Source organism: Pseudoalteromonas sp. 2CM36K, assembly GCF_023161865.1.
GTDB lineage: Bacteria > Pseudomonadota > Gammaproteobacteria > Enterobacterales > Alteromonadaceae > Pseudoalteromonas > Pseudoalteromonas tetraodonis.
The window spans coordinates 71684-93962 of record NZ_JALNTK010000014.1 but is presented as its reverse complement, the minus strand read 5'-3'; the positions used below and the strand labels follow the sequence as shown (position 1 = coordinate 93962).

The following is a 22279-nucleotide window of genomic DNA, read 5'->3' as shown; positions in this document are numbered from 1 at the left end:
CATTAAATTAATCATAGGTTTATGCTAATTGGTATTACATTCAAATATAGCTTAACTACTTAATTCAAGTAATAAAGGCTGCATTTATATGCTGTGCGAGGATAGACAAACCCCTTTGAAATTATAAGGACATATGTCCGCACTCAATTGGCAAGCCCTTTCTAGCTTGATCGAGATCAAAATAATGCCAATATTGAATTTTCATCCCATCGTACCAATCTCTTATTTATCAGCACCACACACTTTATCAATTAGTTAAGGTATTCTCATGCGACAAAAAGTCTCTTTTATAAGCGGTGAATTAGAACTTGCTGGACAACTTGAACAGCCCTCTGGTGAGGTGAAATTTTATGCCTTATTTGCCCACTGTTTTACCTGCTCTAAAGATGTAGCGGCTGCAACACGAATAAGCCGCGCACTCACTCAGCAAGGCATTGCCGTATTACGCTTTGATTTTACAGGGCTTGGTAATAGCGACGGTGACTTTGCTAACAGTAACTTTTCATCAAACATTCAAGACTTAGTGGCTGCTGCCAATCATTTAAGAACACACTTTAAAGCACCTCAGTTATTAATAGGTCACAGCTTAGGTGGTGCTGCGGTGCTTGCAGCAGCAGAGCACATACCCGAAGTGTCAGCTATTACGACTATAGGCGCGCCATCAGATGCCCAGCATGTTACCCATAATTTTGCTGCTCATTTAGATGAAATAAACCAATCGGGTGAAGCAAAAGTGTGTTTAGCTGGGCGTGAGTTTACGATTAAAAAGCAATTTATAGATGACATCGCCAAATACGATAACAGCCATATAGGCAAGCTTAAGCGTGCTTTGTTGGTTATGCACTCTCCTATTGATGCCACCGTGAATATTAGTGAAGCCGAAAAAATTTACGCCGCTGCCAAGCATCCAAAAAGCTTTATAAGTTTAGATAATGCCGATCACTTACTCAGCAATAAAGAAGACGCTAACTACGCAGCCGATGTCATTGCTACGTGGGCTAATCGCTATGTTAAATACGAGAAAACACCCTATAGTGCAAAATTAACTAACGGCAGTGTATTAGTTGAAGAAAAAGATCATCAATTCACTCAGCACGTGAGTACTAAAAACCATACATGGCTTGCTGATGAGCCTACTGATGTTGGTGGTAAAAACTTAGGCCCAGACCCTTATGATCATTTACTCGCTGGGCTTGGAGCGTGTACTGCAATGACACTTCGCATGTATGCAAGTCGCAAAGAGTTACCGCTAGAGCATATAAAAGTAGAGCTTAACCATACCCGCAATTACAACCAAGATTGTGATGATTGCGAAAAGACCGGGAATTTAGAGGCTATTACTCGAAAAATAACCTTAAAAGGTGATTTAACTGACGCTCAGCGAAATCGATTACTCGAGATAGCCGATAAATGCCCCGTGCATAAAACGCTTCATAATAGCCCTTTGGTGGTGAGTGAACTGGTAGAGTAACTTAAAACTAAAATAGCGCAGTAGGCCTGCGCTATTTTTAGGATTTTAATTTAAAAAGCTGACTGTATCGTTTAATTTTCTAAAAACGCCGCTACCTCTTTACTCATTCTATCCACCAGCCATTTAGGCCCGCCATCGTACATATCGTTATGACGTGATTCTGATATCAACGTTTGTGTAAAAGGATAAACAGTTAACTCTTGGTCGGTTAAAAGCACGTTCACATCGGTTGGGTAATCACTACCTCGAAGTGTGAGCACATGTATGTTTTTATTGCGTGGCAATAACATGCGGCGGTGATCGAGCGTAATTAGTTGGCTTACTTCACTTGGGTAAATAGCTGTATACAAGGCTGAGATATCTCCACCATTTGAGTGGCCAAATAAAGTGAGTTTTGTAAAATCATACTCAGGGTATTTAACACTTAGCTCATTAACTAAAAATTTTAGTGTTACAACACCCCGGTGCCAATTTTCCATACGGGTGGTCAAATAAGGCTGCGCACTATTAAGCGCAGGGTCACTTTTAAGCTCATGTGCTACCGCAATGCTTAAATAGCTTACTTACAAAGGTGTATTCATTGTGGCTAATGCCATATCCCGCATTTACAAATACCACTTGGCATTTGACTTGCGCGCTGCACTTAAGGTGGTTAGTTGGTAGGGTAATATTTACAGGTATAGAGCGATTACGACTATCATCAATCACTACATCGTCTTGGGCATAACTTTATGATGTAAATAGCGAAGCACTTAAAGTAAGCGCACTTAATATTAAACGCTTTTTTATAATTTTTAACATGCATTTCATTGTATTATCTATATATTTTTAAGTAGTATTAATTTTTATTATAAAGGTTAGCGCGCGCCTTTGCTTATTTGTGCGATAATAGCGATTATTGTTTTACTATTATCGCAAAAGAATCCATTCATGAAATCATATAGCAGCATTGAACAACGCATCGACATTCTACAAAGCAGAATTGAAGCCTACCAAGAAGAAATTAAAGTGTTACAAGCCGAGCCGAAAAGTAACAACGAACGCATTATTTTTAAGTTTATTGAAACCGGCAGTACAGGTAAAACCAAAGACTTTGTGAGAGAGCTCGGGATTAAATCACCGCGTGATAGCTTATATTCATCAGGTGATGTAACTAAACTGATTAAAGATGGCGCTGATGATATTTCGCCTGAGCTACTGAGCATAGCCCGCGCACTTGCTAGTGCACGTAACAAAAATGGCCCTGCTTGCTAATAGTAAATACACGTATTAGCCGTAAGCTCTTGCGGCTAATCAACCAGCTCGATATCAAGTCCTGTTAATAAATTTAACGCTTCAAGCCGTTCAAACTTTGCATTACTCACATCATTGTTTGTTATATCAATATTAAATTGCGTTGCGCCAACAAAATTTGCTTTTCTCACATTAGTTTGATGAAACAGGCTGTCTCTAAAATCAGTATCCGAGAAGTTGCTTTGAGCTAAGTTAGCGTGTCTAAAATCGACATCTTTGGCAAAACAGTTCGTCATTGTTAAGGCTTTTAACTGTAATTCAAAAAACGAACTATGGCTCAGCTCACACTGTTTAAAACTCACCGGTGACGTTAGCGCTAATTGCGGCCAATTTACTTGCCCCCACACTATGCTATTGAGTTTACAATTTGCAAAGCTCACCTCTTCTAGCGAGCTGTAATTCCAGTTAAGCTCACTCAAATTACAGTTTATAAACTCACACTCTATAAACCGACAGGCACTAAATTGACTGTGACTAAAATCGCAATCAATAAACTGACATTGTTCAAACTCAATATCGCTAAAGCGCTTTGCATTTGCTGTAAAGTTTGAAAATAACTGATCAAAATAATGACTTTCTTTAAATAGCTCGCTCATAAAAATAAAGCACCTAAATTGGGTTTTGCCGAACAAAAAACCCCTTAGGTATTTAGCCTAAGGGGTTTTTATCTAACTAAAAACTAGCTTTATTCTGCGCTTGGTAATTCTTTCTCAACAACACTAATTGCAAGCTCTGTCAGCGAATCGTTGTTAGCTTTGCTTGGTGCATCGGTTAATAAACACGATGCTTGTGTGGTTTTAGGGAAAGCAATAACGTCACGAATGTTATCAGTACCACATAACAACATAACTAAACGGTCTAAACCGAACGCTAAACCTGCATGCGGCGGTGTGCCGTATTTAAGTGCGTCAAGTAAGAAACCAAATTTATCTTGCTGCTCTTGCGCTTCAATACCTAAAATTCTAAATGCCGCTTCTTGCATATCTGCATTGTGAATACGTACCGAGCCACCGCCAACTTCGTAGCCGTTTAATACCATATCGTAAGCATCTGAAATAGCCGCTGCTGGGTTTGCTTCAAGCTCACTGGCACTAATATCTTTTGGTGCAGTAAATGGATGGTGTACAGCGTGTAATGTGCCTTCGTCATCTTCTTCAAACATTGGGAAGTCAACAACCCAAAGTGGTGCCCAGCTATCTAAATTAGTGATTTCTAAATCAATACCAATTTTTAAACGAAGTGCGCCCATGGCTTCATTTACGGTGTTACGTTTATCCGCACCAAATAAAATGATATCGCCTGTTTGTGCATTAGTACGTTCAAGTAACTGCGTGATCACATCTTCATTTAAGAATTTAGCGATTGGCGATTGTACGCCCTCAACGCCTGCATCGCGGTCATTTACTTTCATCCATGCTAAACCTTTAGCACCGTAAATACCGATAAACTTAGTGTAGTCATCTAGTTGCTTACGAGAAAGTGATGCACCACCTGGTACCGTTAGTACTGCAACACGGCCTTTTTCATCATTTGCTGGACCTGAGAATACTTTAAACTCTACGTCTTTTACTAAATCGGCTACATCAATTAGCTTCATTGGGTTACGTAAGTCTGGCTTATCAGAACCATATAAGCTCATTGCTTCAGAGTAAGGCATAACTGGGAAATCACCTAAATCAACATTTAGTAATGACTGCCACATTTCACGAATCATTTTTTCAGTTATACCGCGTACTTGATCAGAGCTCATGAACGAGGTTTCTAAATCTATTTGAGTAAATTCAGGTTGACGGTCTGCACGTAAGTCTTCATCACGGAAACATTTAACAATTTGGTAGTAACGGTCAAAACCCGACATCATCAACAATTGCTTAAATAACTGTGGCGACTGCGGTAATGCGTAAAAGCTACCTTTGTGTACTCGACTTGGCACTAAGTAATCACGCGCACCTTCTGGCGTTGCTTTAGTTAGTACTGGCGTCTCGATATCTAAAAAGCCATTTTCATCTAAAAAGCGACGAACAAAGCTGCTTGCTTTAGCACGTAATTTAATACGGTCGCTCATTTCTAAACGACGTAAATCTAAGTAACGATACTTTAAACGACGCTCTTCTGAGTTTGTTTGATTAAAATCAAGCGGAAGCGGCTCAGAGCGGTTGATAATAGTTAGCTCAGTACCTAAAATTTCTACTTCGCCGGTTGCCATATCTTTATTTACTTGGCTGTCTGGGCGTGCACGAACAACCCCTTTTAACTGCACACAAAATTCTTGACGAAGTTTGTTAGCTGTTTCCATTAATCCTTCAACTTCCGGATCGAATACAACTTGTACTAAACCTTCTCTATCGCGTAAATCGACAAAGATAAGTCCACCAAGGTCACGTCGTTTGTTGATCCAGCCACATAGTTCAACTTCCTGATCTACGTGAGTTTTATTTAGCTGTCCGCAGTATATAGAGCGCATAGTTTTCCTGTCAGATAAAAGGCATATAGCGGTTAAACACTGTTGTTTTAAAAGTTTTTATAAACACCAAAATGAAAATAAAGCCGCTAGCAATTCAAAATAATCAAATTAAGCCCTGCATTATACCCAAGTAGGTTGAAGATGCTAGGGCGTGTTTACCTTTCGGGGTGGAATTTACAGCGCACTGTTTTGTTATTTGTTACACTACCGGCACTTTATATCAAGGCTTTTGTTTGTATGCTATATATTGGATGCCCGCAGTGGTCGAGCAGCGCATGGAAAGGAAATTTATTTTCACGCCAGTGTAAAAATGCCGATATGCTTAGCGAATATGCGCAGCATTTTAATTCGGTAGAAGGTAACACCAGTTTTTATGCCGATCCCTCGCCTGACACCGTATTACGATGGGCTGCCAGTGTACCCGATGAGTTTAAATTTACCTTTAAATTTCATCGGCGCTTTAGTCACGAACTCCAACTTACTAACGTGCAACATGAGCTAACTAATTGGCTTAATTTATTCGCCCCTCTATTTGAAAAAACAGGGCAAATAATGCTGCAATTACCTAAAGCGTTTGCGCCACAGCATTTAGCGAAGCTTGCCGCTTTTATTGAGTTACTGCCTAAAGAGCTAAACTATGGGGTTGAGGTACGCCACCCTGATTTTTTCAAAAAAGGTGAGGCCGAAATCGCACTTAATCAGCTTTTAATGGCACATAATATAAACCGCATTGCTATGGATACTCGGGCGCTCTTTGCAGTAAAGCCAACCACCGAAGCGCTAATAGACGCCCAACAAAAAAAGCCGCATTTACCAGTGCACGCTATTGCAACGGGCTCGCAGCCTATGGCGCGCTTTGTTATTGCTGATTTAGAAAACGATTATAAGACCTTTTATCAACCTTGGCTTAGCAAAGTAACTCAGTGGCTTAATGAAGGCAAAAGCCCCTATGTGTTTTTTCATACCGCTGATAACCGCGAAGCGCCGCTGCTGGCTCGCCAGTTTTGCCAAGATTTGGGGTATAATCACAATGTACTCAATCCATTTAGTGGTGAAAAAGAAGCCCAGCAGCAAGCGCTTTTTTAAACAATAAATTCAAAATACAGAGACAATAATGAGTGAATACGCACGTTACTTTACCGGCTACCCTGCCAATATCGTTGAGCAAGTATTAGGACTAATAAAAGCAGGAAAGGTAAGTGAGTATTTACTTAAAAAGTACCCACAGGCGCATCGTATCACCAGTGATAAGTTACTGTATAGCTACGCCACTGAGCTTAAAAAACAGTATTTAAAAAACGCCCCGCCGTTTGGCCGCGCTACGTTTAAAAAACAAGGTGATATGGTCACCAACGCGCTCGGAACACACACGTATCGTATGCAAGGTAAAACCCGTAAGCACGATTTAGCTATCAACAGCGATTTACTACACGCACCGGAACCATTATTAAAAGCATTAGTGGTGCATGAACTCGCGCATTTTAAAGAAAAAGATCATAACAAAGGCTTTTATAAATTATGCTGCCATATGGAGCCGCAGTACCATCAGCTAGAACTAGATTTGCGTATGTTTTGCGTGTTAGTTGAGCAAAATAACAACCCTTATTCACCCTAATGTATTTATAAGCCTATCAATTATGAACCCACTGTAAATTTAGCTAATCCTATTAGTTGCCCTGATTCAGTAACAACCTGTACTTGCCATTTCCCAGCTGGATCTGCTGGAAAGTTCATTTTGTGGGTCCATGCTCTATAGCCTTGCTCTCGTCCACCGGTAATATTTAATGCAATTCGATCTACGACTTGGTTATTAAGGGTCCAAACATGAAAAATCTTTTCGTTTAACCCTCTTGGCGCTTTTACCGCTGTCCAACTATATAAACCTTCACGTCTTAATGTATCTACATCTAACACCTTAACGTTACCGATGGGCTTGCGTTGCTGAATATCGACTTCATGGGATAACGTGATATCAGTTAAGCGCAACGCTGCTGGCGGTACCCAGCTACGTAGCTGCCATAAACCAACACTAAGTGCACTCAATAATACAACTAACAAAGGAAAACGCCACCAACGCGCGTTAGGCATTAAGTTACCTAAGCTAGGAATGGTAAAAATAATGGCAGTGATCAAGGCTATCTCTATGCTTTGGCTTGTCGTAAGGTTAAGTAAAATTGGTAAAGTGACTGAAATGGCCACAAACAATGCAAAGTTATGAAATACCGTAAAGAGAACACTGTGTTTAGCTAATTTTTTATAATACAGTGGATCAACAACTGATATAAACGCACAGAGAATAATTAACGAAGTAAATATAGCTTGCGGATGATTCCAAGAAGTCGCCGCGAGAAAAAATGGCAGCGCAAAAAAAAGGCTTTCCTGTTGCACCATTTGCAGAGCAAAGCGCATAACATTAGGAGAAATAGCCACGCCAAAACGTTGCTCAACTTTATCACGTAGCCAGTTATCAACAATCAACCATAGCCAACTAACTATCAACAATATGGCAATAATTTGCGAGAATGACTCTTTACGTTCAACCAATACATAACTTGCGACCCCACTACAAAACGCAAATACTGCCAATAAACCTGGCCGCTGTTGCATCATAATTATAAATTTTGTTATTAAATTCTTAAAATAGCTCATTCAGTAGAGAGTCCGCATAAATCTATAATAATTGTAGCTTTAAAGCCACCAGCACTGCACCTTAATATATGCATGAAAACTTTACACTTTTTGTTGTGAAAATTAACTAATACCGCTTGTTAGCGATAACTATGTGAGATCTCTTCACTCACCCAATGTAGCAATTGTTTTATCGCTTTTGACAGCACCTGATTTTGCCGCACAATGTAGCCTAGACTGGTGGTTGGAAACTTTGGTAAGGCGGTGACTGTAGTGGTTAAATTTGCTTTACTGCGCAGTGAAAACTCCGGCACAATCGCAACACCAAAGCCCGCTTCAGCCCAATCAATTTGTGCATCCACACTGCCCACTTCCATTACCCGATAATTCGGTAAGTTTAAAGACGGTAATGCGCTATCAAGTAACTCTCTTGTACGCGTATCATGGCCGAGTAAAATTAATGTTGGCGGCTCAGTCAGCGTTATAGTGTTGTTATTTTTAGCTTGCTGCCATAGCTGTAAATGATTACCTAGCGCACACCACTTTATCTGCTGCAATTGCGTAAAATGCAGTGGTTCACTTTCTTTTTGCGCAATAACAAAACCAAGATCAGCCTCCGCACTTTTCACCAACGCCGATGCTTGTGATGAAGTAGTATTGAGCAAAGTAAAGTCAATTCCTGGAAACTGACGTTTAAATAGCTGGAACGGCTCAATCAACAACAACCGAGAAATAATATCACTTGCAGCAATCGTTAGGGTGCCTTGGCGTAGATCATTTATCGCATTTAAATCAGACTGGCAAACCTGTAATTCCCACAAAGTTTTTTGCCCAGACTGCAATAGCCGTAAACCTGCTTGCGTCAAACTAAACGGATTACGCTCGATCAGTTTCGCCCGTGTCATTTTTTCTAGTTGCTTAATGTGCAAGCTAACATTGGGCTGTGTCATATGCAGCGCATTGGCGGTTTTACCAAAATGCTTTAGTTGTGCTAATGTGACAAAGGTTTTTAACCAATGAATATCTAACATCTTGATGACCTTAACTATCTAAAATCGATATGAAATTCTTATCAGGATAATAATTATAATTAATTTCTCTTATTTAGATAGTGCGCATACCATATTCATTCAATCAATTTGGAGAGAAATTTATGCCGTCAATTGTTGTTGTAGGTGCAAACTGGGGTGATGAAGGCAAGGGCCGCATCGTCGATTTTTTAGCAGAGGATGCATCTGCAAGTATTCGCTTTCAAGGTGGTAACAACGCCGGTCATACCGTTGTGAATGAGTTTGGTACGTTTAAATTACACCAATTACCAAGTGGTATTTTTAATCCTGATTGTATTGCCGTATTAGGCCCTGGCATGGTGATAAGCCCTGGCGCATTAAGCGAAGAAATCGCTGAAGTTAAAACCGCTGGCGTTGAGGTAAAACTGTGCATTTCTGATCGTGCAACCCTGTGTTTACCGCTACACGCTCTTGAAGATACACTTGAAGAAGTACGTTTAGGTGATGCCGCTTACGGCTCAACTCGCCAAGGTATTGCCCCTGCATACGGCGACCGCGTAATGAAAAAAGGCATTTTAGTTGGCTGGTTAAATCAGCCAGAGGTTTTATTAGAGCGTATTCAATTTATGCTTGATTGGAAAATGCCACAGCTAAAAGCCCTTTACCCAAGCTGTGATTTTTCACAAACAGCTGAACAAATGACTGAGTGGTTATTAGCTGTCAGCGCTCCTTGGCGTGAATTTATTTGTAATGTAACAGAGCCTTTAAAAGCGCTACAAAAGCAAGATGCAAACTTATTATTTGAAGCGCAACTAGGCGCTGGCCGTGATTTAGTTTATGGCGAATACCCTTATACTACATCATCAAACGTCACTGCCGCCTATGCAGGAATTGGCAGCGGTTTACCGGCACTGAGACCTGAACGTGTTATTGCAGTAGCTAAATCGTTTAGTTCATCTGTTGGCACAGGTACACTCGTTACCGCAATGGCGGAGCAAGAGAATTTTCGCGAAAGCGCCAATGAGTATGGTGCAGTAACTGGTCGCCCACGTGATATGGGTTATTTTGATGCTGTTGCCACGCGTAATGGAGTTGAACTACAAGCTGCTACTGAAATTGCATTAACTAAAATTGATTGCCTATCGGGCATGACGGATTTAAAAATCTGTGTTGGTTATGCAGGCGATCACAGCGAAAATCCTATTTGGCCACAAACAGCCGCTTTAACGCCAATCTATGAAAGCATGCCAGCGTGGGATGAAGATATTACCGGTTGTCGTACTTTTGACAGTCTGCCTGCGGCCGCTCAGCACTATGTTGAACGCATCGAAGCACTGATGGGCGTGCCTGTGAGTATGGTATCTGTAGGCCCTGAGCGTGAGCAAATGATTATCCGCTAAACACTCAATGACTATAACCCAAGTGCTTATATAAACGGCTTGGGTTAGACGCTAGGCAATTGCAGCTCCTCATCCACTATCTAAAAATTTTTTGAGTTCGTTATTCAAAAATATAAATCATTTCATCATAAAGTAATTGATTATCACCACAAGTGTATTTAAAGCACATTTAAACTCGATTTAACGCGTTCTAGTACAACGGTGGTTCTAAATGATTTGATATTATCGTTTTCATGAAAAAAATTATCACAAATATCTTCTATATACCGACTATGCAAAGCTCTACTAAAACTTCATTGGGCGTTACTTTAAATATAATTTCATCAGCACTTTTTGCACTAATGTTTGCTTACACTTCACTGTTAAATGAGCTTCAAGGTCACGAAACAGATGGTTGGCGAGTTTTATTTACGGTGCCATTTTTAACTGTTTTTATTCTACTAAAAGGTTACTGGCCACTTGTACTCGGCATATAAACGAGGGTGCGATATGAAAAGTATTTTTGGCTAACACGGCTCCTTTCATCTTTTTTAGTTGGTGCACAATTATGGCTATTCATGTGGGCACCCGTAAATGGATATGGTCTAGCGGTTTCACTAGGCTACTTTATCATGCCAATTACTATGGTAATTATCGGACGGCTTGCTTTTCAAGAGCGTTTAACCCCGCATCAAAAAGTAGCATGTTTATTTGCTCTGATAGCTATTATAAATCTATTAATTGTTTCTCAATCAGTTTTGTGGCCGGTTTGGGTTGTATGCATAGGTTACCCTATTTATTTTTGGCTACACAAAAAAACCAACACTAATAACATTAGTTGCTTTTTATATCGCAACGAGATTTACCAAAAATTACTTAAGGCAATAACCCTCATAAACCAAAAAGCGCAAGATGAACTCGCGCTTTTATTGTTTTACTTAAAGCTGTAAAGCTCCGTAGATTTACAAACCAAGCTCGGCCATAAAATCATCATCTGCATCACTGGCTTTTGCATCGTCCGCAGCTTTTTGTTTTTCTGCTTTATGCTTTGCTTCGTTTTCGATGATGTCATCTGGGTCTACTGCTTCGATAATATCAAAGTCATGTAGCTTGATGAACTCTGTTTTATCCATCGCTAACTCTAAATAGAAGATATTTTGCTTGCTCGTGGTGAAGGTTACACGACGTGCTTGTGGTCTATCCATAGTGGTATCAACCGATATTTGCACTTGTTTATTAATAGCCATCATTTTTGGCTGATTTTGGGTAATAGAGGTATGCAGCTGTTCACGCACTTTTGACGTGAAGTCGCCCACTATTTGGTTCATCAGCTCGCCCATTACATTTGAAACGTCATCTGATAAATGACTGTGGGCAATTTCTTCTTCTGGCATGCCCATGTTGCGCATGTAATCGCCGTAAATTTCCATTGCGGCTTGCGCTGTAAAATTAGTTACAACCAACCCTGTAAAGCCACCATCAAATAATACAAAACAGCCAATATCTGGGCGCATACAAGTGCGCGTTATTTTTTGCACCATAGCCGAGTAGCTAATTTCGTTACCACTGGCTGATGATAGTACCTCCGTCACTGAATGACATAGGGTTGCTAATATATCGTCTGTGCTAATTACCTTACTTTTGCTCATTTAACGTTCTCTTTTATACTTATTATTCATAATTCTAGCCAAGCTACTGAATTTATCACTGACTATCCAGTATAAAATGTTAAAATAGTGCCATTATTTTTAAAGAGACTGCCTTAGTGAGTATAAAAGACAGTATTTACGCCTCTGAGCAACAAGTAAAAGATTTTAGCTTTGACCAAAATGTGGTTGAGGTTTTTCCGGATATGATCCAGCGCTCTGTGCCTGGATACGCCACCATTGTCAGCACTATGGGTAAATTGGCGGGAGAATATGCGCAAAGTAATTCAAACCTTTACGACTTAGGTTGCTCGCTTGGTGCGGTTACTCTAAGTATGCGCCGTAATATTCGTACCGACAACTGCCATATTATTGCTGTAGATAACTCACAAGCTATGGTTGAGCGCTGCAAGGTTCATTTACAAGGCTTTAAGTCAGACGTGCCGGTTACAGTAACTTTGGGCGATATTAACGAGCTTGAGATTCAAAATGCGTCGGTTGTGGCCATGAACTTTACCTTGCAATTTATTCCGCCTTTACAGCGCCAAGCCGTGCTTGAAAAAATTTACGCTAACTTAAAACCCGGTGGCGTACTACTCCTTAGCGAAAAAATTAAAGCCGAAAACGAGCAGTGCGATAACCTATTAATTGATTTGCACCACGACTTTAAACGCCACAATGGCTACTCAGAGCTTGAAATAAGCCAAAAACGTACAGCCATTGAAAACGTAATGCGCCCCGATACGCTGAGCACGCACTTTAATCGTTTAAGCGACATTGGTTTTAGCCAAACGCAGGTGTGGTATCAATGTTTTAATTTTTGCTCAATGGTAGCAATTAAATAAAAAGAGTAATGTATGTCTCAATGGTTTAACCAATTTTACGCAGCAATTGCACAAAGCCCGCTTAGCCACTGGCTAGAAACCCTGCCCGGTCAATTAAAACATTGGCAAAACGAGGCAAGCCATGGTGATTTACCAAAATGGCAAAAAGTACTTAAAAATTTGCCTGAAGTAAAAACAACCCACGTTGATATTGCTACTAAAGTAGAAATTGGCGCATCGGGTGAGATGAGCGAAGGCGAGCAAAAACAAGCTACGCATTTATTAAAACGCATGATGCCATGGCGAAAAGGTCCCTTTACTGTACATGGTATTGAAATAAACACCGAATGGCGCAGTGACTGGAAATGGGATCGACTTCTGCCGCATATTGAGCCATTAAAAGGCCGTACTGTATTAGATATTGGTTGTGGCTCTGGGTATCACCTATGGCGTATGCGCGGTGAAGGTGCTCAGTTTGTAGTGGGTATTGACCCATCTGACTTATTTTTATGTCAGTTTCAGGCAATTAAACACTTTAACCCAGATGAAAACGTGCATTTGTTACCATTAGGTGTAGAAGCCCTGCCAGAACTCAAAGCGTTTGATACGGTATTTTCAATGGGGGTGCTTTATCATCGTCGTTCCCCTATCGACTTTTTAGCGCAATTAAAAGCACAGCTTCGCCCAGGCGGAGAACTCGTACTTGAAACATTAGTGATTGAAGGCGATGAAAACACCGTATTAGTACCGACCGACCGCTACGCGAAAATGCGTAATGTATGGTTTATTCCAAGCACTGCGGCATTAAAATTGTGGATGGAACGTGTTGGCTTTAAAGATGTGCAGATTAAAGATTGTGCTATTACAACGCTCGACGAGCAGCGTAAAACTGACTGGATGGAAAACGAATCTTTAGTTGACTTTTTAGACCCCGCTGACACCAGTAAAACCATTGAAGGCTACCCTGCACCACTTAGAGCGATACTTACAGCAAAAGCCTAATTCGTAGTATTAATTTTTTATTTCCATATTAAAAAGCGCCATTAGGCGCTTTTTTTGTTTACTAATACAGCAACTAGCGGACAAGTGTCCTTGTCTTTAAAATCAAATCCAGATTTCAACTAGCCGCGCCCTTGCAATTGTTGTAAAATACGCGCGTTTCTAAGTAAGCATCAAAACAACTATTTTGAGGAAAACCTGTGAGCGAACAAAAACAGTCTCTAAGCTATAAAGACGCGGGCGTAGATATCGACGCTGGTAATGCTCTTGTTGAGCGTATTAAAGGCGTAGTTAAAAAAACTCGTCGTCCTGAAGTGATGGGCGGAATTGGTGGTTTTGGCGCACTTTGCGAAATTCCTGAAGGTTATAAGCAACCCGTACTTGTAGCAGGCACCGATGGTGTAGGCACTAAGTTACGTTTAGCAATTGACCTTAAAAAGCACGATACTGTAGGTATCGACTTAGTTGCGATGTGTGTAAATGATTTAATAGTACAAGGCGCTGAACCCCTGTTTTTTCTAGATTACTATGCAACGGGTAAACTAGATGTAGACACAGCAGCCGACGTAGTAACCGGTATTGGTAAAGGTTGTGAAATTTCAGGTTGTGCCCTAATTGGTGGCGAAACAGCTGAAATGCCAGGTATGTATGATGGTGAAGACTACGACATGGCAGGCTTTTGTACAGGTGTGGTAGAAAAATCAAAAATTATTGATGGCACTAAAGTAGCTGCAGGCGATCAACTTATTGCCCTTGCATCTAGCGGTCCTCACTCAAATGGTTTCTCTTTAATTCGTAAAGTTTTAGAAGTCTCTAACGCTGATACTAATCAAGTGATTGATGGCAAAACCTTAGGTGAGCACCTTTTAGAACCAACACGTATTTACGTTAAACCATTACTTGAGTTGTTCAAGCAAGTAGACGTGCATGCCCTTTCGCATATTACTGGTGGCGGTTTTTGGGAAAATATCCCACGCGTATTACCTGAATCTGCTAAAGCGGTTGTTAAAGGTGATAGCTGGCAATGGCCAAGTGTGTTTAGCTGGTTGCAAGAAAACGGCAACATTACAACACACGAAATGTACCGCACATTTAACTGTGGTGTAGGCATGGTGTTAGTTGTACCTGCGGATGAGCTTGAAAATAGCTTAAATATCTTAAAAGATCTTGGCGAGAACGCATGGCACCTTGGTGAAATCCAAGATGCAGTTGCTGGCGAAGAGCAAGTTGAAATTGTAGGTGGTGCTGCGTAATGGCACCCACTCGTCTAGTAGTTTTGATCTCAGGCAGTGGCTCAAATTTACAAGCCATTATAGACGCCTGTGAAAGCGGCGAGATAAACGCCAATATAGCGGCTGTTATTAGTAACAAAGCAGACGCTTATGGGTTAGAGCGTGCAAAAAATGCAGGTATTGCCACACACGTGCTGAGTCATAAAGAGTTTGACTCACGCGAAGCGTACGATGCCCAGTTAATGCATATAATTGACTCTTTTGAACCAAATCTAGTTGTATTAGCTGGGTTTATGCGTATTCTAACTCCTAACTTAGTGCAAAAATATGTTGGAAAAATGTTGAACATTCATCCATCTTTGTTGCCTAAGTACCAGGGGCTGAATACCCACCAAAGAGCAATTGATGCAAAAGACGACGTTCACGGCGTTAGTGTTCACTTTGTAACTGAAGAATTAGACGGCGGACCCGTTATTCTTCAAGCCAAAGTGCCTGTATTTGCAGACGATACAGCAGACACGCTCGCTAAGCGTGTGCATGCGCAAGAGCACATAATTTATCCTTTGGTGATCAAGTGGTTCAGTGAACAACGACTTACGATGGAAGCAGATTATGCAGTTCTTGACGAAAAACAACTTCCTGCACACGGCGCGCACTACCCAAAATAAAAAATTAAGTGCCTTGCTATTATGTGCGGGCACTTTATTACTTCCTACCAGCCTGATTGCAGGTGAGTTAACCCAGTATCAAGCCAGCTACGATATTTTGCGCAAAGGCGCAAATCATGGTACAGCCGAGCGGACGCTTAAAAAACTCGATAATAATGACTACCAAGTCACTTACCATAGCGATATTGAATGGATGATTTTCTCTGACTCACGTCAAGAGTCATCAACTTTTAGCTTTGCTAACGATAAAGTAGAGCCCATTCAGTACGCTATGATCCGCACGGGGACTGGGCCTGACAAAAAGTATGAAATTAACTTTGATCGTCAAACACAGACTGTCACCAGTAACACCAGCGACTACCCGTTAAAATGCCAATGGCATGATAACTTCCAAGATGGTATTTCTTATCAAGTACAAGTTCGTGAAGGTCTTAAAAAAGGCAAAACCAACTTCTCGTTTCCGTTGGTTGATAAAAAAGGTAATTGCCGTGACTACGACTTTGAAGTGGTAGAAACCGAAATGATTTCTCTGCCTATAGGTAATGTAGAAGCAGTGAAAGTTAAACGCTTATACGATAACGATAAACGCCAAGCTTTAGCCTGGTTTGCCCCAGAAATGGATTACATGCTAGTGCGCATGTGGAAGGGTGAAAAAGGTGTGGAGCAGTTTGAAGTGCAAATGAAATCGTTTACCGTGATCAACCCACCTGCTTTACCTGCAGAAGTGAAAAACGAAATAACACCTGAATAAATTGCTTACAAGGTGAAAGGCCCAAGTGTGACGACCATAACTTGGGCTTTTCATTTTAATACTTTAATTTAAAACTTTAAGCTGGGTTTCATTTCACTCTACCCAAGCTACATTAATTCACCCATTTTAAATAACGCAAACTCTCCTGGCTGCATTTTTTGCCAGCGCTCATCATTAGTTAATGGCCTTGTTGCTACAACCGTTACTACATCGTTTGGTGTGGTTTCTTGTTGAAAGTCGACCACCATGTCAGCATCAATCAATGTAGCTTTACCAAATGGTGCACGGCGCGTTATATAATGTAAGTTATTAGTACAATACGCTAAAACAAATACACCATCGGTCAATAACATATTAAATACGCCCTTTTCACGCAGCGTATGCGAAAGCTTGGCGGCGTATCTAAAAACCGATGCCATATTACTTGGACGCTTTGGGTATTTTTCGCGAATTTTGTCAAGTAACCAACAAAAAGCGAGTTCACTGTCGGTGTTTCCCACAGGTCGATAATACTCTGGTTTTAAATCGTGATAATTTGAAAGCTGCCCATTGTGTGCATAGGTTATTTCGCGCCCCCACAACTCTCGGGTAAACGGATGAGTGTTTTCAAGACATACCCGACCTCGATTTCCTTGGCGAATGTGGCTAATAACTGATACGCTTTTAATCGGATAAGCTTTAACTAATTTAGCTATTTCTGACTGGTAACTTGGCTCTGGATCTTTAAAGGTTCTGCAGCCTTTACCTTCATAAAAAGTAATACCCCAGCCGTCTTTATGTGGCCCCGTATTTCCCCCACGCTCCAACAACCCTGAAAAACTAAAACAAATATCCGTTGGCACATTGGCTGACATGCCAAGTAATTCACACATAAAATAAATAAACCTTTAAAAAGCTAAACATAGAATATCGTTCTATTTTTAATAAGCGTACACTGATCATCATAAGTATATTTACTTAATTAAACTTATATTACTACTAGATTAATTGATTTTTTAATGCTTATATTTTTTTATGATAAGCCAAAATAAACGATTACAGCCAAACTGTTCGTATAACATACAACGCATTGTAATAATCGTACCGATAACTACACTTTAATCTAAGTAATGTACTTGAAACTTAGCGTTACTAGCGCTACTCTAAACAAGGTGGTCTGACCTCTATTAAGGAATTAGCAATGACACTCATATTTACACTTGGTTTAATCGCACTGCTCAGCATTGCGCTTTACCACAGAGCGAGTTGGAACACAGCACTTGGTGTTTCTGCCGCAACATTATTAATTGGTACCTTTGCTGGTGCTTTTGGTTTAATTAGCTGGGTGATCTTTTTAATCATCGCAGTGCCTCTTTCAGTTACTGGTATTCGCCAGCAATACATTATCAAACCTATTTTCACCATCTTTAAAAAAGTAACACCGAGCATGTCTGACACCGAAAAGTCAGCTATTGATGCCGGTACAACTTGGTGGGAAGCTGATTTATTTTGTGGTAACCCAGATTGGAAAAAGCTTCACCAGTATCCAGTTCCAAAACTTACTATTGAAGAGCAGGCATTTATCGACGGCCCTGTTGAAGTTGTATGTAGTATGCTGGACGATTGGGAAGCTACGCATGAGCTAACTGATTTACCTCAGGACGTATGGCAATATTTAAAAGATAATAAATTCTTTGCCATGATCATCAAAAAGGAATACGGCGGCTTAGAATTCTCTGCATTTGCACAATCGTGTGTACTGCAAAAACTAACCAGTAAATCAACATTGCTTTCGTCAATTGTTGGTGTACCTAACTCGTTAGGCCCGGGTGAGTTATTACAGCACTACGGTACTGAAGATCAAAAAAATCATTACTTACCGCGTTTAGCAAGCGGTCAAGAAATTCCATGTTTTGCTCTTACTTCGCCAGAGGCAGGTTCTGATGCAAGCTCAATTCCAGACTACGGTGTAGTATGTAAAGGGCAATGGAATGGCGAAGAAGTGGTGGGTGTAAGCCTTACATGGAACAAGCGTTACATTACCCTTGCTCCTGTGGCCACTGTACTTGGTCTTGCCTTTAAACTACAAGATCCAGATGGTTTACTAAGCGACAACAAAGAGCCGGGCATTACCTGTGCACTTATTCCAACTAACACGCCTGGTGTTGAAATTGGACGCCGTCACTTCCCGCTTAACGTACCATTTCAAAATGGCCCGACCCGCGGTAAAGACATATTTGTACCCCTAGATTACATTATTGGTGGCCCAGAAATGGCTGGCCAAGGCTGGCGTATGCTGGTTGAATGTTTATCGGTGGGCCGTGCAATTACATTGCCGTCAAACTCTGCCGGTGGCATTAAAACAATTGCAACAGCAACAGGTGCATACAGCCGTATTCGTCGTCAGTTCCGCTTACCAATTGGTAAAATGGAAGGTGTTGAAGAGTCACTGGCTAAACTTGCAGGTTACGCTTACAGCTCTGATGCAGCAGTTAGCATGTCTACGGGGGCCGTAGATTTAGGTGAAAAACCATCGGTTGTTTCAGCTATTATTAAATATCACCTTACTGAGCAAATGCGCGAGTCGACCATTCATGCAATGGACGTGCTAGGCGGTAAAGGTATTATGCTTGGGCCAAATAACTATTTAGGTCGTGGCTATCAAGGTGCACCTATTGCCATTACCGTTGAAGGTGCAAACATCTTGACCCGTAATATGATTATTTATGGTCAAGGTGCTATTCGTTGTCATCCATTTGTACTTACCGAGCTAAGTGCGTGTGAAATTGAAGACCGCGAAGAAGCGCTTAACGTATTTGATAAAGCGCTAATGGGCCACATTGGCTTTACCATGTCTAACCTTGTACGTACTAAGTGGCTTGCACTTACTGGCGCTCGCTTTACTAGCGTACCGTACAAAGACGAAACGGCAGAGTTTTACCGTATAGCGTCACGCTTTAGTGCATCACTTGCACTTATGTCTGATATAAGTATGGCAGTATTTGGTGGTTCACTTAAACGTAAAGAACGTATTTCAGCACGCTTAGGTGACTTATTAAGCTACCTTTACTTAGTGTCTGCAACGCTTAAACGTTATAACGACGAAGGCCGTAAAAAAGAAGATTTTGCACTGGTTCAGTGGAGCTGTCAGGATCACCTTTACCACTGTCAACGTGCGCTTGCTGATTTAATCAACAATATGCCATCTGCACCACTTCGTGGCGTATTAAAAGTATTGTTATTCCCGTTTGGTCGCCCGGTTCGTAAACCTACCGACAAACTTGAGCATAAGCTAGCGCAATTACTGCAAGTGCCTAGCGAAACGCGTAATCGTTTAGCAAGCTATGTATACCTTACAAACGAGCCGCTTAACCTTGTAGGTCGTCAAGAGCAAACGCTTAAAGACGTACTAGAGGTAGAGCCTTTATTTGAACGCGTATGTAAAGAGAAAGGCGTTAAATTGCCATTCTTCCAACTTGATAAAGTGGCGCAAATGGGCTTAGAAGCCGGCATTTTAAGCCAAGCTGAAGCTGATAAGTTAGCAGCTGTTGAGCAAGCTCGCTTAGACGTTATTAACGTTGACGACTTTGACCCTGCAGATTTACTTGCCGGCAAAGCAGCGCGTAATAGCAAAGCTAAATCTAAAAAGGCAGATGCCGCTTAACTAATTTAGTAAAGCTAGCAGCAACCCTGTTGAAATTAGCCAAACCAGCGCATAATGCGCTGGTTTTTTTTGTGCAAGGTAAACCTGTAATACACACCACATATTTCCAATGACAAATAATACAATATGAGTGTAACCAAAAATAACGCTATAACTTATTGTGGATAATAAAAACAGCAATATGCTAGGTAAAAACTGGCTAATATAAAAGGCGCGTTCTTGCTCGCATGTTTTAAAAAATAATCGATACTGCTCATACACCCTACCGCAATCAAATTGCAATGAACTACTAAAGAGTACAATAAAAGCCATGGCTAATATCACAAGTATAGGTACTAAATCAGCACGTTCGTTTATTAGCGCAGCTGATGCCATGAATACACTTAAAAGTAACGACACGCGCCAAACAAGTGTCCAACAATGGTTTAATAAATAACAAAACCAAAAGCCCAATAATGAACTTACTGCAATACGCCCGTTAACATTAACCACGGGGACAAAAAGGCTCAGCGCAAACAATAAAGCAAAGCCCATATGATAAGTGAGCGGCTGCATATGAATAGGAACCAGCACTAATATCGTGCTAAATAAAAAACCATATACCAGTGCGCTGGGTTTGTATAAACACAAAACGCCCAAGCTAAACTGCAGCAACATAAATACAATAAAATGCGGTACTTTAACCCATTGTGACAGTGTTAAATCTAGCGCAATTAATACACTGGCTATAAGCCATGCATTACTGAGCGTTAATAGTTTAATATCGACTAAATATAACCAAACTGATCGTGCAATAGTTTGCTGAAATAACCGCTGCTTACTATTTTTAATTGCTGACTTCATTGCGCTGAGCATCACACTTTGAAGTAACAAATAAAATAAAGCCATTTGTGCACCGTATTGGGGTGCTGCGCTGCTGTCTATAATTTTTCCAAGGCCTAAAAAAAGTAGCAATATCAAACCCAACACTGACGAGCCTAACACCACTAAAAATAACAACCCAAAGCTTTTTAGTTGTAACAATAATTGCGTGAGTTCAGTTTTGTAAGCCTGATAACGATAATCCATAAAAGAGCGATATTGCCCGATTGATTGTTTTAAATTTGCAATCATAACGGTATACACTCAAAGCCACGCTCAATAAATGGCGCTGGTTCATGGCAGGTGATGACTATTTGCCCATTGGGCTTATCTATTAGATATTCATCAAGCAGTACTAATAAATACTGAATACTGGCTTGATCAAGTGCTGCGCTGGGTTCGTCTAGAAATAAATAAGGTGCATCACGCATAAGCGCTAAAATTAACTGGCATTTCTTTTGATTACCTGACGACAGCGCATCAAAACGAGTATTTAAAAATTCATTGAAATTAAACCCATCTATTATTGTCGTTGGCCAATCACAACCCAGCGTATTCACGGACAAGTTAATAATTTGCTTTGCCGTAAGAAAGTCAGGTAAAGCAATACAGTCTGAGGCTATAGCAACTTGTTTATGCGGTTCGGTTAATGCTTTTTTAGAAAATAAAATCTGCCCACTTTGGCGCGTTTCGAGCTCTGCCAACATCATCAACAACGTTGTTTTACCTTGGCCATTAGGTGCATCAATACACACTTTTTGGCTGCTAAACACCTTATTGTAATCATTGTAAACAACGTTGGCAGCAAACTGCTTGTTTAAGCCCTTCACTTCAATCATAAAATATCCCTATAAGTAAGCGTGATATTATAAATAAACTTTTATGAGAAACAAAACCCATCACCACAGCTTTAAAACAACACTAATAGGAAAGTAACGTCGCTTTCTAATAGCGACAAATCTTTTAGCAAAGTGAAACAGTATCAGAAGCTCTGAAAAAGCTTGTGGCATCAACAGCGTTCCTCTCTAACACTTCACTATAAAGATAAGCTTTTTACATCTGCGGCGCTATGACTTAGCCTCAAGCCATATAAACGACTTTAAAGGACAATTTGAATTTTGATAACACGTAAAGCTATGAACTAAACTAAAAATTAAGCTATGTGTTTTTAATTCAAATCTACTACGGTTTACGTATAAATTATGACTGATAGCTGATAGCTGATAGCTGATAGCTGATAGCTGATAGCTGATAGCTGATAGCTGATAGAAAAATATATTAGCTGTTATTAATAGGAAAGTATTTTTTAACTTGTTATTGAGGAAATAACAAGTGGCGGAGTGGACGGGACTCGAACCCGCGACCCCCGGCGTGACAGGCCGGTATTCTAACCAACTGAACTACCACTCC

The 22279-nt window shown here is 40.6% G+C and carries 20 protein-coding genes, 1 tRNA gene and 1 pseudogene; 12 read left to right on the top strand and 10 right to left on the bottom strand.

Annotation, left to right across the window (positions count from 1 at the left end):
• Nucleotides 1-268 precede the first annotated feature (268 nt).
• Nucleotides 269-1471: a bifunctional alpha/beta hydrolase/OsmC family protein gene (locus tag MTN97_RS10360; protein WP_248474332.1), complete on the top strand. Its 1203-nt coding sequence runs from the start codon at nucleotides 269-271 to the stop codon at nucleotides 1469-1471.
• A 71-nt stretch (nucleotides 1472-1542) separates the two neighbouring features.
• Here MTN97_RS10360 and MTN97_RS10355 read toward each other — a convergent pair.
• Nucleotides 1543-2272 (bottom strand): annotated as a pseudogene (locus tag MTN97_RS10355) (alpha/beta hydrolase).
• 129 nt (nucleotides 2273-2401) lie between these two features.
• Here MTN97_RS10355 and MTN97_RS10350 point away from each other — a divergent pair.
• Nucleotides 2402-2725 carry a hypothetical protein gene (locus tag MTN97_RS10350; protein ID WP_008111621.1) on the top strand — a complete coding sequence of 108 codons (324 nt, stop codon included), beginning with the start codon at nucleotides 2402-2404 and terminating at the stop codon, nucleotides 2723-2725.
• 35 nt (nucleotides 2726-2760) lie between these two features.
• Here the strand turns inward: MTN97_RS10350 and MTN97_RS10345 are convergent, their stop codons facing one another.
• Both MTN97_RS10345 and aspS read right to left on the bottom strand, forming a co-directional pair.
• The gene (locus tag MTN97_RS10345) at nucleotides 2761-3360 is read right to left on the bottom strand and encodes a pentapeptide repeat-containing protein (RefSeq protein WP_248474331.1); all 600 of its coding nucleotides are present in this window, start codon (nucleotides 3358-3360) and stop codon (nucleotides 2761-2763) included.
• Between the two features lie 89 nt (nucleotides 3361-3449).
• A complete protein-coding gene (aspS, locus tag MTN97_RS10340; RefSeq protein WP_248474330.1) occupies nucleotides 3450-5228 on the bottom strand; it encodes an aspartate--tRNA ligase in 1779 nt (592 codons plus the stop codon).
• Nucleotides 5229-5465: 237 nt separating this feature from the next.
• On the opposite strand from aspS, the gene MTN97_RS10335 reads away from it, so the two are divergent.
• Nucleotides 5466-6314, top strand: a complete 849-nt coding sequence (locus tag MTN97_RS10335) for a DUF72 domain-containing protein (RefSeq protein ID WP_248474329.1) — start codon at nucleotides 5466-5468, stop codon at nucleotides 6312-6314.
• A gap of 28 nt (nucleotides 6315-6342) precedes the next feature.
• Nucleotides 6343-6843: a M48 family metallopeptidase gene (locus tag MTN97_RS10330; protein ID WP_248474328.1), complete on the top strand. Its 501-nt coding sequence runs from the start codon at nucleotides 6343-6345 to the stop codon at nucleotides 6841-6843.
• A gap of 20 nt (nucleotides 6844-6863) precedes the next feature.
• On the opposite strand, the gene MTN97_RS10325 is transcribed toward MTN97_RS10330, so the two are convergent.
• Together MTN97_RS10325 and MTN97_RS10320 are read right to left on the bottom strand one after the other, a co-directional pair.
• Nucleotides 6864-7877, bottom strand: a complete 1014-nt coding sequence (locus tag MTN97_RS10325) for a DUF5924 family protein (protein ID WP_036983135.1) — start codon at nucleotides 7875-7877, stop codon at nucleotides 6864-6866.
• A 119-nt stretch (nucleotides 7878-7996) separates the two neighbouring features.
• A complete protein-coding gene (locus MTN97_RS10320; protein WP_248474327.1) occupies nucleotides 7997-8887 on the bottom strand; it encodes a LysR family transcriptional regulator in 891 nt (296 codons plus the stop codon).
• A gap of 122 nt (nucleotides 8888-9009) precedes the next feature.
• On the opposite strand from MTN97_RS10320, the gene MTN97_RS10315 reads away from it, so the two are divergent.
• Together MTN97_RS10315 and MTN97_RS10310 are read left to right on the top strand one after the other, a co-directional pair.
• Nucleotides 9010-10266: an adenylosuccinate synthase gene (locus MTN97_RS10315; protein WP_036983139.1), complete on the top strand. Its 1257-nt coding sequence runs from the start codon at nucleotides 9010-9012 to the stop codon at nucleotides 10264-10266.
• A gap of 557 nt (nucleotides 10267-10823) precedes the next feature.
• Nucleotides 10824-11195: a hypothetical protein gene (locus MTN97_RS10310; RefSeq protein WP_248474326.1), complete on the top strand. Its 372-nt coding sequence runs from the start codon at nucleotides 10824-10826 to the stop codon at nucleotides 11193-11195.
• Between the two features lie 12 nt (nucleotides 11196-11207).
• Here the strand turns inward: MTN97_RS10310 and MTN97_RS10305 are convergent, their stop codons facing one another.
• Nucleotides 11208-11894, bottom strand: a complete 687-nt coding sequence (locus MTN97_RS10305) for a DUF3334 family protein (RefSeq protein WP_036983141.1) — start codon at nucleotides 11892-11894, stop codon at nucleotides 11208-11210.
• A 116-nt stretch (nucleotides 11895-12010) separates the two neighbouring features.
• Here MTN97_RS10305 and cmoA point away from each other — a divergent pair, with 116 nt between their 5' ends.
• From cmoA to MTN97_RS10280, 5 genes are all read left to right on the top strand, one after another.
• Nucleotides 12011-12736, top strand: a complete 726-nt coding sequence (gene cmoA, locus MTN97_RS10300) for a carboxy-S-adenosyl-L-methionine synthase CmoA (protein ID WP_004588942.1) — start codon at nucleotides 12011-12013, stop codon at nucleotides 12734-12736.
• A 12-nt stretch (nucleotides 12737-12748) separates the two neighbouring features.
• Nucleotides 12749-13717, top strand: coding sequence for a tRNA 5-methoxyuridine(34)/uridine 5-oxyacetic acid(34) synthase CmoB (gene cmoB, locus MTN97_RS10295; protein ID WP_138627579.1), 969 nt, complete (start codon nucleotides 12749-12751; stop codon nucleotides 13715-13717).
• A 197-nt stretch (nucleotides 13718-13914) separates the two neighbouring features.
• A complete protein-coding gene (gene purM / locus MTN97_RS10290) occupies nucleotides 13915-14967 on the top strand; it encodes a phosphoribosylformylglycinamidine cyclo-ligase (RefSeq protein WP_016899473.1) in 1053 nt (350 codons plus the stop codon).
• Nucleotides 14967-15614: a phosphoribosylglycinamide formyltransferase gene (purN, locus tag MTN97_RS10285; protein ID WP_248474325.1), complete on the top strand. Its 648-nt coding sequence runs from the start codon at nucleotides 14967-14969 to the stop codon at nucleotides 15612-15614. Before purM ends, purN begins: the two co-directional genes overlap by 1 nt.
• Nucleotides 15568-16365: a DUF3108 domain-containing protein gene (locus MTN97_RS10280; RefSeq protein ID WP_248474344.1), complete on the top strand. Its 798-nt coding sequence runs from the start codon at nucleotides 15568-15570 to the stop codon at nucleotides 16363-16365. Before purN ends, MTN97_RS10280 begins: the two co-directional genes overlap by 47 nt.
• A gap of 107 nt (nucleotides 16366-16472) precedes the next feature.
• On the opposite strand, the gene MTN97_RS10275 is transcribed toward MTN97_RS10280, so the two are convergent.
• Nucleotides 16473-17237, bottom strand: coding sequence for a class II glutamine amidotransferase (locus MTN97_RS10275; protein ID WP_248474324.1), 765 nt, complete (start codon nucleotides 17235-17237; stop codon nucleotides 16473-16475).
• Nucleotides 17238-17545: 308 nt separating this feature from the next.
• Between MTN97_RS10275 and fadE the strand changes: the two genes are divergently transcribed.
• Nucleotides 17546-20008, top strand: a complete 2463-nt coding sequence (gene fadE / locus MTN97_RS10270; protein ID WP_248474323.1) for an acyl-CoA dehydrogenase FadE — start codon at nucleotides 17546-17548, stop codon at nucleotides 20006-20008.
• Here the strand turns inward: fadE and MTN97_RS10265 are convergent, their stop codons facing one another.
• The 3 genes from MTN97_RS10265 to MTN97_RS10255 all read right to left on the bottom strand — a co-directional run bounded on the left by MTN97_RS10265 (nucleotide 20009) and on the right by MTN97_RS10255 (nucleotide 22279).
• The gene (locus MTN97_RS10265) at nucleotides 20009-21121 is read right to left on the bottom strand and encodes a DUF6136 family protein (protein ID WP_248474322.1); all 1113 of its coding nucleotides are present in this window, start codon (nucleotides 21119-21121) and stop codon (nucleotides 20009-20011) included.
• Nucleotides 21118-21708: an ATP-binding cassette domain-containing protein gene (locus MTN97_RS10260; RefSeq protein WP_138627576.1), complete on the bottom strand. Its 591-nt coding sequence runs from the start codon at nucleotides 21706-21708 to the stop codon at nucleotides 21118-21120. Before MTN97_RS10260 ends, MTN97_RS10265 begins: the two co-directional genes overlap by 4 nt.
• 494 nt (nucleotides 21709-22202) lie before the next feature.
• Nucleotides 22203-22279: transfer RNA gene (locus MTN97_RS10255), tRNA-Asp, on the bottom strand.